The sequence below is a fragment of the Flavobacterium sp. LS1P28 genome, assembly GCF_003970335.1.
In the GTDB taxonomy this organism is placed as follows: domain Bacteria; phylum Bacteroidota; class Bacteroidia; order Flavobacteriales; family Flavobacteriaceae; genus Flavobacterium.
Genome location: NZ_RYDI01000001.1, coordinates 86,179 through 103,778, shown reverse-complemented (window position 1 = coordinate 103,778; position 17,600 = coordinate 86,179). Strand labels below are relative to the sequence as shown.

11 protein-coding genes are annotated in these 17,600 nt (G+C 35.2%); 8 read left to right on the top strand and 3 right to left on the bottom strand.

Translation table 11 applies throughout. The features are described 5' to 3' along the window. Positions 1-82 precede the first annotated feature (82 nt). The 5 genes from pgi to EKL97_RS00375 all read left to right on the top strand — a co-directional run bounded on the left by pgi (position 83) and on the right by EKL97_RS00375 (position 9,994). Positions 83-1,726, top strand: coding sequence for a glucose-6-phosphate isomerase (pgi, locus tag EKL97_RS00395; RefSeq protein WP_126567738.1), 1,644 nt, complete (start codon positions 83-85; stop codon positions 1,724-1,726). A 379-nt stretch (positions 1,727-2,105) separates the two neighbouring features. Beyond that, positions 2,106-5,342, top strand: a complete 3,237-nt coding sequence (locus EKL97_RS00390; RefSeq protein WP_126567736.1) for a carboxypeptidase regulatory-like domain-containing protein — start codon at positions 2,106-2,108, stop codon at positions 5,340-5,342. Between the two features lie 260 nt (positions 5,343-5,602). Continuing rightward, positions 5,603-8,896, top strand: coding sequence for a TonB-dependent receptor (locus tag EKL97_RS00385; protein WP_126567735.1), 3,294 nt, complete (start codon positions 5,603-5,605; stop codon positions 8,894-8,896). A 96-nt stretch (positions 8,897-8,992) separates the two neighbouring features. Continuing rightward, positions 8,993-9,427 (top strand): hypothetical protein, encoded by a 435-nt coding sequence (locus EKL97_RS00380; RefSeq protein ID WP_126554024.1) that lies wholly within the window; start codon positions 8,993-8,995, stop codon positions 9,425-9,427. An 84-nt stretch (positions 9,428-9,511) separates the two neighbouring features. Next, positions 9,512-9,994, top strand: a complete 483-nt coding sequence (locus tag EKL97_RS00375; RefSeq protein WP_126563586.1) for a septal ring lytic transglycosylase RlpA family protein — start codon at positions 9,512-9,514, stop codon at positions 9,992-9,994. A 1-nt stretch (position 9,995) separates the two neighbouring features. Here the strand turns inward: EKL97_RS00375 and EKL97_RS00370 are convergent, their stop codons facing one another. Then, positions 9,996-10,463, bottom strand: a complete 468-nt coding sequence (locus EKL97_RS00370; protein WP_126457624.1) for a CYTH domain-containing protein — start codon at positions 10,461-10,463, stop codon at positions 9,996-9,998. A 422-nt stretch (positions 10,464-10,885) separates the two neighbouring features. Here EKL97_RS00370 and EKL97_RS00365 point away from each other — a divergent pair, with 422 nt between their 5' ends. The 3 genes from EKL97_RS00365 (at position 10,886) to EKL97_RS00355 (ending at position 14,717) form a co-directional block, all read left to right on the top strand. After that, positions 10,886-12,970 carry a site-specific recombinase gene (locus tag EKL97_RS00365; RefSeq protein ID WP_231507405.1) on the top strand — a complete coding sequence of 695 codons (2,085 nt, stop codon included), beginning with the start codon at positions 10,886-10,888 and terminating at the stop codon, positions 12,968-12,970. 54 nt (positions 12,971-13,024) lie between these two features. Further along, positions 13,025-14,107 (top strand): DNA polymerase IV, encoded by a 1,083-nt coding sequence (gene dinB, locus EKL97_RS00360; protein WP_126567733.1) that lies wholly within the window; start codon positions 13,025-13,027, stop codon positions 14,105-14,107. A 94-nt stretch (positions 14,108-14,201) separates the two neighbouring features. Next, positions 14,202-14,717 carry a PAS domain-containing protein gene (locus tag EKL97_RS00355; protein ID WP_126457622.1) on the top strand — a complete coding sequence of 172 codons (516 nt, stop codon included), beginning with the start codon at positions 14,202-14,204 and terminating at the stop codon, positions 14,715-14,717. Between the two features lie 61 nt (positions 14,718-14,778). On the opposite strand, the gene EKL97_RS00350 is transcribed toward EKL97_RS00355, so the two are convergent. Both EKL97_RS00350 and lepA read right to left on the bottom strand, forming a co-directional pair. Further along, positions 14,779-15,549, bottom strand: a complete 771-nt coding sequence (locus tag EKL97_RS00350; protein ID WP_126567732.1) for a Bax inhibitor-1/YccA family protein — start codon at positions 15,547-15,549, stop codon at positions 14,779-14,781. 171 nt (positions 15,550-15,720) lie between these two features. Beyond that, positions 15,721-17,517 carry a translation elongation factor 4 gene (gene lepA, locus EKL97_RS00345; protein WP_126452060.1) on the bottom strand — a complete coding sequence of 599 codons (1,797 nt, stop codon included), beginning with the start codon at positions 17,515-17,517 and terminating at the stop codon, positions 15,721-15,723. Positions 17,518-17,600: the final 83 nt, after the last annotated feature.

The window sequence follows — 17,600 nt, the reverse complement described above, 5'->3', positions numbered from 1 at the left end:
ATATAAATGAAAACTCATTTAGCATTAAAACTAATTTCACTATTTTTACCAAATTAAAATAATACTACAAAATACACAATAAATGGCTTTAAATACCACAAATCCAACCGAAACAACGGCTTGGAAAAAACTTGAAAAGCATTACAGCGAAATGCAAAAAGCGTCGATTCAGGAATTATTTCAATTGGACGAATCCAGAACAAAAAAATTCAATTTGAAATGGAATGATTTTTTAATTGATTATTCAAAAAATATTATTAATCAAGAAACACTTCAGTTGTTATTACAACTAGCAGATGAAGTAGGACTTAAAAGTGCTATTGCTGATTATTTTAATGGTGCAATAATTAATCAAACCGAAAATAGAGCAGTACTTCACACCGCATTGCGTGCCAAAAAATCAGCAATAATAAATGTTGATGGAAGTAATGTACTTACTGAAATTAATGAAGTAAAAAGTAAAATTAAATTATTTACCAATGAAGTAATTTCCGGCAAAAGAACAGGTTTTACAGGGAAACCGTTCACGGATGTGGTCAATATAGGCATTGGAGGCTCGGATTTAGGGCCTGTTATGGTTGTTGAGGCATTGCAATTTTATAAAAATCATTTAAATGTTCATTTTGTTTCTAATGTGGATGGGGATCATGTAAATGAAATCATAAAAAAACTAAATCCAGAAACAACGCTTTTTGTGGTTGTTTCCAAAACATTTACAACTCAAGAAACATTAACCAACTCTGAAACCATCAGAAAATGGTTTTTAAAATCGGCTACTCAAGAAGATGTGGCCAAGCATTTTGTTGCCGTTTCTACCAATATTCAAAAAGTAACAGCGTTTGGGATAAACCCAGACAACGTATTCCCTATGTGGGATTGGGTTGGAGGGAGATTCTCTTTGTGGAGTGCCGTTGGACTTACGATAAGTTTAGCCGTTGGGTACGATAATTTTGACGGCATGCTAAAAGGAGCCAATGAGATGGACGAGCATTTCAAAACTGCCGATTTTGACCAAAACATGCCGGTTACGTTAGCGTTATTGAGTATTTGGTACAACAATTTTTTTGGTGCCGAAAGTGAAGCTTTGATTCCGTACACGCAATACTTACAAAAATTAGCCCCCTACTTGCAACAAGGAACAATGGAAAGCAATGGTAAAAGTGTGGGTCGGGATGGGAAACCGGTCAATTACCAAACGGGGACGATCATTTGGGGGGAGCCGGGGACTAATGCACAACATGCTTTTTTTCAGTTAATTCACCAAGGGACAAAACTGATACCTGCAGATTTTATTGGATTTGTAACTCCGCTATACGGCGACAATGATCATCATGATAAACTAATGTCTAACTTTTTTGCACAAACAGAAGCATTAATGCATGGGAAATCAGAAGAACAAGTACAAGCTGAATTTGATACACAAGGAATTTCAGCTGATAAAGCAAAATTCCTTTTGCCATTTAAAGTTTTTACAGGTAACAAGCCTACAAACACTATTTTAATCCAAAAACTGACACCCGAGACGCTAGGCTCTTTGATTGCCTTGTACGAGCACAAGATTTTTGTACAAGGAGTGATCTGGAATATTTTTAGTTTTGATCAGTGGGGAGTTGAATTAGGAAAACAATTGGCTAATTCTATCTTGGAAGAAATTAATACGAAAACGGTTCAAACACATGACGGATCTACCACTTTTTTATTGAATCATTTTTTGAAGAATAAATAGGAGCAAATAAGCTACTGATTTTTATGATCGTATCAATTTTCATTTAAGGTTGATTACTGCTCTGTTTTTGATGGAGGTATAAAACACTAAAAGCCCTGATTTTAGCTAATTCAGGGCTTTTTAGTATTTAAGTAATTCTGTTAGAGTACTTTTTTTAAATTTGTGTTATTTTTTTTAGTATTTGCAATTGGTAATTTGGTGTGGATAATTTAATATAAAATGATTTTAATTGAAAATTCTCTTTTTTTTTAATTAAAAAAAGCGTGATTATTGTTTTGAGATAAAAATTCTGTTTAAAAGAAATGCTATTCTTAACGTTATGTTAACTTATTTAAGTAAAAATGTTATATTTTTGCCAAATATTAATTAACTAGACAATATGAAAAATTTTTTAAAGTTGTTTTTTACATTAGGGGTATTATTTTGCGCTAATCCTAACCTTTACGCACAGGGAAATACAAATTCCTCTGTAAGCGGAAATGTTTATGATAACGATTCTCAAACTTTACCAGGGGCATCTATTCTTGCAGTACATACTCCTTCAGGTTCCCGTTACACTGCATCTACAGATGGGACAGGTAATTTTAGTATTTCAAACATGAGAGTTGGTGGGCCTTATAAGGTTACCATTACTTATGTAGGTTTTAAAAACTATGAAGAAAACGAAATTTATCTTCAATTGGGAGAAAATAAAACTTTTAAAATTGCTTTGGCTGAAGATTCAAATGAATTGAAAGAAGTTGTAGTTAGAGCGTCAAGAGATAATACGTTTAATTCTCAAAGAACAGGAGCTCAAACGGTAATCAATTCAGATAAAATCAAGTCATTGCCTTCCTTATCCAGAAATATTTCTGATTTTGCAAGATTGACACCTCAGGCACAAATTCGAGGTGATGATCAATTGTCTATTGGGGGGCAAAATAATAGATTCAATGCAATTTATATTGATGGAGCTGTAAGTAATGATGTTTTCGGACTAGCTGCAAACGGAACTAACGGAGGGCAAACAGGTGTAAGTCCAATTTCTGTGGATGCAATTGAGCAATTTCAAGTAAGTGTAGCTCCTTATGATGTGAAACTTTCAGGTTTTGCGGGTGGAGCAATTAGTGCAATTACGAAATCAGGAACTAATGATTTTGAAGGATCTGCCTATTTTTTCAATAGAGACGAGTCTATTTCTGCTAAAACGCCTCCTTCATTGGCAGGTGCAGACGGAAGACAAAAGTTAGCTGATTTTTCTGCGCAAACGTACGGAGTTCGTGCAGGTGGATCAATTGTCAAAGACAAATTGTTTTATTTTATCAATTATGAAAAACAAAACAATGAGACACCACAACCTTTTGATTTTGGTACCTACGCAGGAGATTCTAAATTAGCTGATATTAATGCCTTAACTGCAAAATTAGCAGGTTTTGGATATGATCCAGGTTCTTACAATAATAATGTCAGAACACTTAAGAGTGATAAAATCATTGCTAAGTTAGACTGGAACATCAGTGATAATCATAAATTATCATTTAAGCACAGTATTGTTGATGCAGAGAATTTTTCTCCTAGCCGTTCTTCTGCTACAGCAATTAGTTTTATCAATGGTAGTCAGTTATTTAAATCGACAACTAATTCAACAGCTTTAGAACTAAACTCAAGATTTAGTAATAAATTTTCTAACAATCTTGTTATTGCTTACACAACTGTAGCTGATGACAGAGACCCATCTGGAGATCCGTTTCCTACCGTTCAAATTATAGATGGTCCAGGTAGTATTTTCTTTGGTGCAGAAGCTTTTTCAACTGCAAATCTTTTAGATCAAAAAGTATTGACTATTTCTGATAATTTTGAAATCAATCTTGGAAGAAATAAAATCACGATTGGAACTCACAACGAATTTTCACAATCTAAAAACGTATTCTTTGGTAACAATTTTGGAGCTTATCGTTACTCCAAATTATCTGATTTCTTAACAGATGCAAGAGCAAATAGGTTTTTAATGAACTATTCCTTGATTGGTGGTAGTGGAGATGAGTCGCTAGGAGCAGCTGAGTTTGGTACAAAACAATTTGGTTTGTATATTCAAAATGACATGAGATTGACTGAAAATTTCAAACTTTCTTACGGAGTAAGAGTTGATATGCCGGTATGGGAAGATGGTTTAGTAAATAATGATTTTAATGTTAGAACGGTTGGGTTATTACAAGCAGCCGGTAAAAACTTGAAAGATGCCAGAGTAGGTCAAGGGATATCTAATTATGCTCATTTTGCACCGCGTTTGGGTTTTAATTATGATGTAAATGGTGCAAAATTAACTCAAATTAGAGGTGGATTTGGAGTATTTACTTCTAGGTTACCGCTAGTATGGCCAGGTGGGACATATAACAATAATGGAGTTACTCAAGGAGCGATTCAAATTACCGGAGGGACAACGCCAGTGTTCAATCCTAATCCAAGCGTTGATAGTCAAATAGCGCCGCTTCCTGCTTCTGTCCCAAGACCAGGTTCAGGTAGTACGGGCGGTAATATTGATATTTTTGCAAAAGATTTTAAATTACCACAGGTATTTAAAGCAAGTTTTGCAGTAGATCAAAAATTGCCATTAGGCTTCGTGTTTACTTCCGAAGTTACTTACAATGATAACATCAGTGCTATCACCTATGAAAATTTGAATATCAAAGCGTCTACAAGTAACTTAACTGGAGCGGATACAAGACCAACTTACAATGCAAATAATAGAGTTGATAACAAGTATCTAGGAATTTATTTGGCCTCTAATACAGATGAAGGAAAAGCTTATAATGTGTCTTTTACTTTAACTAAAAACTTTAGATCACCATTTATTGACGGTAATATTTCTGGTACATATTCCTATGGTAAGTCTACCGTTCTATTGGATGCAACCTCATCTCAAAACAGTTCTCAGTGGAATAATACTGAAACCGTTAATGGAGCTAATTTTCCAACATTGTCAAGATCTGATTTTGATCAAGGTGCAAGAGTTATTTCGAACGGAAATGTTACTTTGAAATGGAGTAAATTCACAAAATCAAGAATTGGTTTCTTCTACGAAGGAGCTCAAGGAACACCGATAAGTTATGTGTATAATGACCGTGGAAATTTGTTAAAAGATACATTCTCTAGTTCAGCATTGATTTATGTTCCTGCTGCTAAATCTGAAATTAATTTAGTAAGCACAACTAATGGCTTAACCGCTGATCAACAATGGGATGCGCTTAGTGCTTTTATCGAAGGGAATGAGTATTTAAGAAGTAGAAAAGGTGGATACGCTGAGCGTAACGGAGATCGTTTAAAAACGACTCATGTTGTCGATTTGAAATTTGCACAAGAGTTTACTATCAACGTAGGGAATAAGAAACATACCTTAGAATTTACAGCTGATATTTTCAACTTTACCAATCTTATAAATAAAAATTGGGGTAAACGTTATTTTACAAGCTTTGACCAAGTGCAATTGCTTCAGCAAGTTGGATTCTTAGCTAATGGTACCACACCAACGTTTAGATACAACCCTGCTGTAGGAAATAATGTTAACCAAGTTGATGATGTAGGTCTTAACTCATCAAGATGGCAAATGCAAACTGGTGTTCGTTATACATTCAACTAGTTTAGCTTAAAATAATCTAACCCTCATTTCAATTTGGAATGAGGTTTTTTTTTATAACTAAAAACCACATTTTAAGTCTTTTAAAAAAAGAATAATCTTTAATAAAAAAAATAAATACTTTGGTTTTCGATCTAAAAAGAAATAATGGTTGAGGGCGAAAAAATTGTTTTGAAATACCGTATTCTTAACGGTATGTTAACTTATTTAAGTAAAAATGTTATATTTTTGCCAAACTTTTTTAACTAAACAAAAAAACAAAAATGAAAAGAATTATTTTTATTTTGATTATTTTTTTATCAGTTGTAGGTCATTCGCAGGTCACTAGTTCTGCTATGTCTGGTACTGTTAAATCGAATGCTGGAGAGACTCTTCCAGGAGCGTCAGTTGAGGTCGTTCACACGCCTACAGGAACAAAATATTTTTCAACTACAAGTGCCAATGGAGGCTATGCAGTTCAGGGTATTAGACCAGGCGGTCCCTACACTGTAAGAGTGACTTATGTGGGCTACAAAACAACAGAAATCACGGATATTAACGCTCCTTTAGGGAATAATTTAACTGTAAATATTGTTGTAGAAGAAGAATCAAATGCGTTGAATGAAGTAATTGTTTCTACAAAATCGAAAGGGACTTTCAATAAAGGAAGAACTGGAGCATCTCAACAATTTTCTAACAGAGAAATCACTGCCGTGCCAGTAACAGGTGCACGTTCCATAAATGCAATTACTAAGTACAATGCTAATGCAGGTAGTAACGGTACTTTTGGTGGTCAGGATTCAAGATTAAACAATTTTACTATTGACGGATCTGTTTTTAATAATGGTTTTGGTTTAGGCAGTGACTCACAAGCCGGAGGAAGAACCGGTTCTACAGCTATTTCATTAGATGCTATTGAGCAATTACAAGTAAATATCGCTCCTTATGACGTACGTCAATCCGGATTTTTAGGTTCTGGAATCAATGCGGTTACCAAAAGTGGAACGAATGAGGTGGAAGGGTCAATATACAACTCATTCCGAAGCAACAAAAAAGACTTCATAGGAAGTAAAGCAGGAGAAAGAACAGTAGTACCTGGAAAATTTGAAGAAAAAATTTGGGGTGCCAGAATTGGAGCACCAATCATTAAAGATAAATTATTTTTCTTTGGGAATGTTGAAACTATAGAGAACATTAGTCCGGCTACTACTTGGACATCTACAGGTTCGCCACAGGCAGGAGGTCAGGTTTCAGCACCTACTTTTACTGAAATGCAAACACTTTCTACTTTCTTACAAGATAAATTTAATTACACAACTGGACCTTGGGAAAACTATGATTCCGAAAGAATTTCCAAAAAATTCCTAGCCAGACTGGACTGGAATATCAATGAGAATCATCAATTGACAGCTCGTTATGTATTCCACGATTCAAGTTCTGACGAATTAACGTCTAACTCTTTTTCACTAGGGAATGGTAATAGAAGAACAAGCCCTCTTGCAATGTCCTTCAAAAATAGCGGATACGTTATTCAAGATAACACTAGATCAGCAGTTTTAGAATTAAACAGTAAATTAAGTAATTCTTGGCACAATAACTTCATAGCAGGTTACGATAAACAAATTGAAGATAGAGCATTACAAGGCGGTGGTTTGTTTCCAACAATCGATATCAAGAATGGATCAAACACTTATATATCAGCTGGTTTAGATCCATTTACACAGGGAAATAAACTTTCCTATTCTACTTTGCATTTTACTAATAATTTGACCAAAACGATAGGTAAACATTCATTATTGTTCGGTACTAACTTTGAGTATTTCAAATCAAGTAACTTGTTCTTCTCAGGTTCAAATGGTGTTTATATCTTTAACTCATTAACTGATTTTTATGCGGCCGCTAATCAATCTGCTAACACAGGAGGGGCGCCATCAACAACTGCACTTCCTGCACGTTTCCAATTTAGATATTCTGCATTGCCGGGAGCTCAAGAACCATTACAAATATTTAAGTCTAATAAATTAGATTTATATACTCAAGACGAAATGAAACTGAGTGACAGATTCAAATTAACAGTAGGATTACGTGCCTCAGCAGTATGGTTTGCTGATACAGCACTTGAAAATCCTGCAGTTACTGCTTTAACTTTCGGACAAGGAGAAAGATTTAATACTGGCGAAATGCCTGAAACTCAGTATTTGTTGGAGCCAAGAGTTGGTTTTAACTTAGACTTAAATGGCGATGCAACGACGCAACTTCGTGGAGGTAGTGGTGTTTTTACAGGAAGAGCACCTTCAGTTTATTTATCTAATGCAATTGGTAATAATGGAGTGCTTACAGGTTTTGTTGATGTAAGTGGCACTGCATTGGCTTCTGGTGGGTATGGTTTTACTCCAAACCCAAATGATTATTTTATTCCGGATACCCCAACGCTTCCTACTACTTTTGAATTGGCTTTCACCGATAAAAAATTTAAGTTTCCGCAAGTTTGGAAAACTAATATAGCGGTTGATCAAAAACTTCCTTTTGGTTTTGTAGGTACAGTAGAAGGGATTTTTCAAAGAAATATTAATGCGATACATTATTATAATGCTAATTTTGATGCGCCAGTTGGAACTTTCAGCGGTCCGGATAACAGACCAAGATATGCTCGTACCGATGCAGGTGTTCGTGTTAATGATAATGTTTCCAGTGCCGTTGTTTTAACAAACACGGACAAAGGATATTTTTATTCTTCAACCTTTAAATTAGAGTATCCATACAAAAAAGGGCTATGGGGATCGTTTGCATACACGTATTCAAGTGCTAATGATTTGTTATCTCCGGGTTCTATTGCTTCTGGTTCGTGGACGGGCGCTAGATCTGTAAATGGAAATAACGACTTACCTTTAGCATTATCTAACAATAATACACCACATAGATTAGTTGGTATTTTAGGATACAAAATTGAATACGGTAAAAATGTAGGGGCGGCAACTTCAATCAATTTAGGATACATTGGAGAACAATCCGGACCGTTTTCCTATTCTTACGGGGGTGATATGAATGGTGACAGAGTAAATAACAATGACTTGATTTATGTCCCTAAAAATGCAAATGAAATTCGTTTTCAATCACTTTCAGTAACAAATGGGACTGTGACAACAGTCTACACTGAAGCGCAACAACAACAAGCTTACGAATCCTATATCAATCAAGATGATTACCTTTCTACTAGAAGAGGGCAGTATGCAGAGAGAAATGGAGGAGTTTTACCTATGCTACATAGATTAGATTTATCAGCAACTCAAGATTTTTATATTACAATTGCGGGTAAAAAGAATAATTTTCAATTCAGAGCTGATATCCTGAACTTTACTAATTTCATTAATAAAGATTGGGGAGTTACACAACGAGTTACAAATACAAATGTTTTGAACTACAGAACAACGACTACGAATGTTCCTTTTTATCAATTAGCGACTCAAGTAGAAGCTAACGGAACTCGAGTTTTAATAAAAGACACTTTTCAAAAAAATGCTTCAACTTTTGATGTTTGGCAAGCACAATTTACACTTAGATACATTTTTGGTAAGTAGGAGTAATTTAAGTGTTTGAATATTTAAAACCACGTTGAAAAACGTGGTTTTTTTATGCCTTTTTTGCTTATATTTGTTAAAACAAAAATATTATTTATGGACGATTTTATTCAAAAATTTCATTCTGGCTGGGCTTATCTGGCACTTTTAGTTTTAGTGGTGGCTGTGGTTAATTCTTTGATAGGGATGTTTTCTAAAAAAGAATTTACTTCCAAAGACAGAAAGATAGCGCTGTTTGGCTTAATAGCAATACACACTCAATTAGTAGTAGGTGTACTTTTATACTTTGTGTCTCCCAATGGTTTGAATATGATAAAAGCCGTTGGAATGGGTGGGCTGACAACGGAAAGCCGATTGTTGGCTTTAGAACATCCTTTGATCAATATAATAGCAATTGTCTTGATTACTATTGGGTGGTCAAAACACAAAAAAGCAACTACAAGCGAATCTAAATTTAAAACATTTTCTATTTTTTATGGTTTAGGATTAGTGCTTATTTTAAGCCGAATCCCATGGAAAATATGGTTTTAAAAAAAACCGTGAAAGCTCTAGAAATAGAGCTTTTTTTATCTAGGTATGGTTTTTGTAAAATAGATTTAACTAAAAAAGACATAAATGAAAAAATCAATAACATTATTTTTTTTGTTGGCAATAATCACTTTAGCCAGTAGCCAAAGTTCCATCTCTGAAAGACAAAAAGCCACCATACAAAAAGACAGCATCAAAAAAAGTCGAACCGCAATGGAGCTGGAAGAAAAAAAAATAGACTCATTGATCTCTTCTTTAGGAAAATTTAAAATCTACAAAAAAGCCGCTCACGCATCCTATTACGCAGATAAATTCAATGGCAGAAGAACGACCAGCGGTACAAAATTTGACAATAATAAATATACCGCCGCCCACAAAAAACTGCCCTTTGGTACCAAAGTCAAAGTGACCAATGAAAAAAACGGGAAGTTCGTAATTGTAGAAATTACAGATAGAGGCCCATTTGTCAAGTCTAGAGAGATTGATCTTTCTAAACGAGCATTTATGGATATTGCAGCTAATAAAAACAGCGGAGGGCTGCAGGTAACTATAGCCGTAATGAGTAATTAGATTACCAGTTTCTAAAAGGCGAAGTGCTCAAATAAGAATTGTAATAGCGGGAGTCTCCGGTGACTTCCTTGTCCAGCCAAGCTGGTTTTTCAAAAAATTCTTCTTCAGAGTTTAATTCAATTTCTGCCACAACCAGTCCTTGATTTTCACCATGAAATTCATCTACTTCAAAAATATGAGAGCCCACTTTTATTTCAAAACGAGTTTTATCAATAGCTCCCTTTTCACACAAAAGCAGTAATTTTTCAGCGTCACTAATGGAAATTTCTTTTTCCCACTCAAAACGGGACAGTCCGGAGGTATTAGAAATCCCCTTTATCGTCAGAAACCCCTTTTTTCCTTTTATTCGTACCCGTACCGTTCGCGCTGGCGCGGAACTCAAATAGCCCTGCGCAATATGATTTTGAGTAAAAGCAGATTCTTTATAGGAATCATCTTTGACTAAAAATTTTCTTTCTATTTCTATCATTTCAAGCGAAATTTGTTATTTTTAGTTATTTATTTTGTCAGTTCACTTGGCTCGTATCCAGATATTCATTTCAATTTTTACTCATAAATCTTTTTTCAATTTGTAAAAAATAGCGTCTTGGGTTGCTCTTTTTTAAATGAAAAATAGTTTTTTTCAATCGAAGATTTTTCATTGCTATCTGGGCTGATACCAGCAACCAAAGGTATTAAATAGTTTGCTTTTGTTCCGTTTTTATCTCTTTGACAAAAGCGGAGTTTATGCTAGTTTGCTGTTTTTTATGTTCCAATTCTGTGTGTCGATTACCGATAATAGGAAGGAAATTTTGCGAATAGGTCTTTTTGTGCGTCCTCGAGCAATAATTTCAAGGATTTATTAATGAAAAATGATCAGTCTGTTCGTATTTTTACAAAAATTAAACAAAGTTGATAAAACCATTTTTTAAAAGAAAACACAAGCCAACTCCAGTGGGAGTGCTAACTGAATTTTTTGGGGAAGCAGAGTCTTGGCGTGATACAGAAGACAACCTGGAGCCTTTAGTGGAGTTAATTCGGTTGATTCGGCCTTTGCAAACAAAAAAATTGGCAACCGTGGATTTGCAGGATATTATTACTTTTTTGAAAGAAAATTATTCTTGTCGGAAACAACTTTCCCTTTATCTCAAAGAAATTCTCAAAGACATTAAGTTTAATAAAATCCTCACAGACGCAGCTATTTTACAAGATGTAGATTTTCTTTTTGAAGTCAAAAAAAGAATCTTTGCTAAGATATTGCCTTATCAACCTCAAAAAGACACTTTAGAATACATTTTCAATCAGGTTTTTTATCTAGCCAATGATGGGATTTGGGTAAATAAAATTCCAGTGGAGCAATTAGAGGAATTATACAGCCTTTTAAAATTCAAATCTATTTATGAAAGTGTAGCACCTCACTCCGTTTTATCAGAAATACTTGTTGCAATGCATCTTATTACACAACGCATCAGCGGTCGTGCCATGGAAACGGATGTGATTAAAATGGTACCTGAATTTGATGATTTTGAAAGTCCTTTTTCAGCTTTTGAAAAGGAATTGTTTCAAATAGAAGATCAAGTCCGGAGTTCTGAAAATCATTTCATCACTATAGATGATTTATCTTATTCCCAATTGATGGTTTTGCATAAGCAATGCGAAGAATTTGTGGACAGAGCTTTTCATAATAGTTCTAAATATGGCATTTCACTTCGGGTAAACCAGAATTTACTAAAAATCAGACAGCAATTAGAGCGGCTTAAATTTTTAATTCCGTTGCTGATCGTTGAAAAAGAGAGTGATAAAAAAAACAATGGGATTGTTTTAGCCTTGCGTTTGATAAAATTCAATTGCTACAAGAACAATGTTAGGAAATTTATAGCCGAAAGTACACAATTAATCTCTTATGAAATTACCCAGCACACGGCTAAAACAGGGGAACATTATATCACAGAAAGTCGCAAAGAATATTTTAAAATGTTCCGTACCGCCCTAGGTGGAGGGTTTATTGTAGGTATATTATGTGTCATTAAGGTTTTGCTTGCTAGCGCTGACACTAGTTTTTTTGGGCATGCTTTTCTTTATAGTATGAATTATGCTTTTGGATTTATTGCTATTTATCTTCTGGGGTTTACTTTAGCTACAAAACAGCCAGCGATGACTGCTGCTGCCTTGATAAAAGCTCTAGAAAAAGGAGTTGCAAAACAAGGGAAGGAGGCGGAGAAATATGAAGCTTTTGCCATTCTTTTTGCACGTGTTTTCAGGTCCCAGTTTATTGCATTTTTGGGGAATGTAATTATGGCTTTTCCAGTTTCATTGCTTGGAATTTGGGCTATTGATTACTTATTCCATTATAATATTGCTGCAACTAAATGGGAAACGTTACTTACAGACATTAGTCCCATTCATTCATTAGCTATTTTTCATGCGGCAATAGCAGGATTTTTTCTGTTTTTATCTGGAATTATTTCGGGAAGTATTGCCAATAGGGATAAACATAATCAGGTTTTTTTCCGGATAACGGAACACCCCATGTTGAAAAGAAGCTTAGGAAAAGTACGTACTTTAAAATTAGCCAAGCTGTACGAAAAAAGAGGGGCCGGAATTATTTCTAATTTTTGGTTTGGCGTTTTTATGGGAAGTACGGCTTCCGTTGGCTTGTTTTTAGGGTTGAATCTGGATATTAGACACATCACTTTTGTAAGTGGCAATCTAGCCTTAGGAGTGTATGGAGCAAATTATCAAGTAAGCAATACTATGTTGTTTTGGGGCATTTTTGGGATTGGAGTTATTGGGTTAGTGAATTTTACGGTCAGTTTTAGCCTTTCGTTGGGATTGGCGCTCCGCTCCAGGGCTATTTCTTTGTTTGAATTGCGATTTATTGCCGCTTCTATCTGGAATCATTTTAAATCCAGACCCATTAGTTTCTTTTTTCCAACGGAAAACAAAAAAAAATCAGAAGTAGTTGTCAATTATTTGAGTTCAGACGGTAAGAATTAATCAGAATGCTAGGTTCTTTGGAAGAAATCGAAGGGAATATTCAATTAGAACATTATGCAGGGATTCATTCCAGTAAGAAAAATTATTCACGTTGACATGGATGCTTTCTACGCCTCTGTGGAGCAATTGGACAATCCATTGTTGCGGGGAAAACCCATTGCAGTGGGAGGTTCAGAGAATCGAGGAGTTGTCGCTGCAGCAAGTTATGAGGCTAGGAAATTTGGCGTAAGGAGTGCCATAAGTGGCGTTATGGCTAAAAAAAACTGCCCAGAACTTATTTTTGTTACACCGAGATTTGATCGGTACAAAGAAATATCAAGAAAAATTCACAAGATTTTTTATGAATATACGGATCTAGTAGAGCCACTCTCACTCGATGAGGCGTATTTAGATGTCACTACAAATAAAAAAGGAAATCCTAGCGCCACTTTATTGGCACAGGAAATAAGACAACGCATTTTTAATGAAGTAGGTTTGACAGCTTCGGCAGGGATTTCAGTTAATAAATTTGTCGCTAAAATCGCAAGTGATTATAATAAACCCGACGGGCAGAAAACAGTCGATCCAAATGAAGTGATTGCATTTTTGGAAGAATTAGCCATTCACAAATTTCATAGGGTTGGAAAAGTAACCACCGAGAAAATGTACCAATTAGGGATTTTTACGGGAGTAGAATTAAAAAGTAAATCATTGGAGTTTCTGGAGAGACATTTTGGAAAATCAGGACATTTTTACTACAACGTAGTTAGGGGAATTCATAATAGTGAGGTTAAATCCAATCGAATCACAAAATCAGTAGCGGCAGAACATACTTTTGACGTCAACCTTTCTTCAGAAATTTTCATGATGGAGCAACTGGATCCTATTGCAAGTGCCTTAGAAAGAAGATTAAAAAAACAAACTATAGCTGGAAAAACAATCACTTTGAAAATTAAATACAGTGATTTTACCCAACAAACCCGCAGTAAAACCTTGCCTTATTTTATATCTGGCAAAGGACTGATTCTAGAGGTTGTGAAAGAACTTTTGTACCAAGAGCGCATGAAGGATTCCGTTCGTTTGCTGGGGATTTCTCTAAGCAATTTGAATACAGAGCAGAAAAAATTTGTTGTGGTGCAGCTGAAATTTGATTTCTAATGCAGAATGAAGGAGTTCAACAATGGTTAAAATCTGAAATTTGTAATTTTATCTTTGTGAATAAAATTACATTTGGTTCATTAAATTATGTATTATGAGCAATTTTAAAGAATATGAAGACGCTATTGCGATGTATCACAGCGCTTTAAGTATTAAGACGGTTCCTGTTTGTTCTTGGGATTTTCATAATGAATTTTTGAGTTCAGTCAAGAATGTTTTTTTGGATTTAAACAAGCTAAACTCAATTGCTTTGCAAAATAAATGGTCAAAAAATGATTGGGATCTCAATAGTAGCCTGAAAGAAGAGGTTGTTATTGTTACGGATGTAAAATTGAATATTATATTTGCTTCACACAACATGAAAAAAATGAACGGCTATGCAGAATCCGAAGTTTTGGGAAAAAGCCCTAAGATTTTTCAAGGGAAAGCAACGAGCAAGAGTACTTCAAGTGAAATTCGTACGGCAATAGTAGAGCAGAAACCTTTTGAAAAAACAGTGTTGAATTATAAAAAAAATGGGACTATTTATGTTTGTTTCATAAAAGGGTTTCCTATTTTCAACAATAAAGGGCTTTTAAGTCATTACATTGCTTTTGAGAAAGCAGCATAAAAAAGAGTGACTCTTTTACACTTTAAAAGGTTCACTCTTTTTTATACAGCTATTAGCACGATTAGTTTTTACTGTTTAATTTTGAGAGCAATCTTAAAAATTCAATATACAGCCAAACAAGGGTAATCATTAACCCCATGGCACCATACCATTCCATGTATTTTGGCATTTTTTGTTCTGCTCCTTTTTCGATGCGGTCAAAATCCAAAAACAGATTTAAAGCAGCAATCACAATTACAAAAACACTGATTCCAATACTCATCCATGAGCCGCCATAATGCACGGGCACAAAACTGGTGAAGATTGAAAATACCCAAGATATAAGATAATACGTAGCAATTGCCAATGTTGCTGCCACAACTACCGATTTGAATTGTTCTGTTACCTTCACAATTTTATATTTATATAATCCCAGACAAATCATGAAGGTTACAAATGTAGCTCCTACGGCCTGAATGACAATTCCAGGATACATTGCTTCAAATATTGCTGAAATTCCACCAATAAATAAGCCCTCAAAAAGTGCGTAACCAGGAGCTAAATAGGGGGAATATTGAGGTTTAAACGCTGAAATTACGACTAGAATAAGCCCAACTACTGCACCGCCAATTGCCGGGACCATTGGGTTCATCCCATTAAAGGTCAACCACCATATTACTATAGCCGAAGCAGTAAGTAGTAAAAATAAAATCAAACTTTTATTTATGGTTCCTGACAAGGTCATCTCGTCATTATAATCAAGAATTGTGGTTTGATGTACTTGATCATTTTTTGAAACTGCAGTAGAAAAAGTTTTAGTATTTAAAAATGGATTTTTAGAATTAAAATTCATAATTGTTATATTTTTTTGTTATTCAAATATACGCTTTTGTCTCTTTGTTTCTGAACACTAAAGTAAACAACCAATTTCGTATTTAAATCTGGGATGAAATACCTAGTTCACTCCTCTAAAAAAACCGGTACTATCGTCAGGGTAATTAATGACGAGAAAAACATCCTGTCATTAATCATTCAACTTCAAAACAGCCATGAACGCTTCTTGCGGAATTTCAACATTTCCAACCAATCTCATTCGTTTTTTACCTTTTTTCTGTTTTTCCAATAATTTACGTTTACGGGAAATATCTCCACCATAACACTTAGCGGTAACGTCTTTACGCAATGCTTTTATTGTTTCGCGAGAAATCACTTTTACCCCAATAGCCGCTTGAACAGGAATATCAAATTGTTGGCGCGGAATCAATTCTTTCAGTTTTTCACACATTTTTTTTCCTATTTGATATGCGTTGTCGGCATGCATCAAGGAGGATAATGCATCCACAATCGTAGCGTTCAATAAGATGTCTACTTTCACTAAATTAGAAGTTCGCAACCCAATTGGCGTATAATCAAAGGAAGCATATCCTTTAGAAACGGTTTTCAAACGGTCGTAAAAATCAAATACAATTTCTGCCAATGGCATATCAAAAGTCAACTCTACACGTTCCGTAGTCAAATAGGTCTGATTCGTAATCAACCCACGTTTTTCAATACACAAACTCATTACATTTCCAACATAATCGGATTTGGTGATGATAGTTGCCTTAATAAAAGGCTCTTCCACGTGGTCTAAACGAGAGGGCTCGGGCAGGTCCGAAGGATTGTTTACAATAAGTGGAGTTGTTGGATCCTTTTTGGTGTAAGCCAAATACGAAACGTTGGGAACCGTGGTAATCACTGTCATGTTGAATTCACGCTCCAAACGCTCTTGGATAATTTCCATGTGCAACATTCCCAAGAATCCACAACGGAAACCAAATCCCAAAGCAGCTGAACTTTCCGGTAAAAATACTAATGAAGCATCATTCAACTGCAATTTTTCCATAGAGTTTCGCAACTCCTCATAATCTTCCGTATCCACAGGATAAATTCCCGCAAAAACCATTGGTTTTACCTCTTCAAATCCTTTAATTATATTCGTTGTTGGCGTTTTCGCATCTGTCAATGTATCACCTACTTTTACTTCTTTCGCTTCTTTAATTCCAGAAATTAAATACCCAACATCACCGGCTGAAATCACTTGTTTCGGAACTTGGTTTAATTTTAAAGTCCCAATCTCGTCTGCAAAATATTCGTTTCCGGTAGCCATGAATTTTATCTTCTGGCCTTTTTTAATCTGACCATTTTTTACCCGGAAAATAACTTCGATTCCTCGAAATGGATTGTAATGTGAGTCAAAAATCAAGGCTTGTAATGGCTCATCAACACTTCCTTTTGGAGGAGGAATTCGATCGATGATGGCTGCCAAAATATTTTCGACACCAAAACCAGTTTTACCAGATGCATGAATAATATCTTCTAATTTACATCCAAGTAAATCAATAATATCGTCACTTACTTCCTCTGGATTCGCGCTTGGTAAATCTACTTTGTTCAAAACCGGAATAATTTCCAAGTCATTTTCTAAAGCCAAATATAAATTCGAAATCGTTTGTGCCTGAATGCTTTGCGCTGCATCTACAATCAAAAGTGCGCCTTCACAAGCGGCAATCGACCGAGAAACTTCGTACGAAAAATCCACGTGTCCAGGAGTGTCAATCAAGTTCAAGATGTATTCTTGTCCTTTATACGTATATTCCATCTGAATCGCGTGACTCTTAATCGTAATCCCACGTTCACGTTCTAGATCCATGTTGTCCAGCAATTGCGCTTTTTCCTCACGAGCGGTAACGGTTTGTGTAGCGCCAAGTAATCGGTCAGCAAGCGTGCTTTTCCCGTGGTCAATATGTGCAATAATACAAAAATTCCGTATGTGTTTCATTTTCTGTTGATATCAAATTTATTTGGGTTTACCCTGATTTTTTTTCAGGGCGTGACCACAAGGGTCGGGCTTTCCGCTACAAT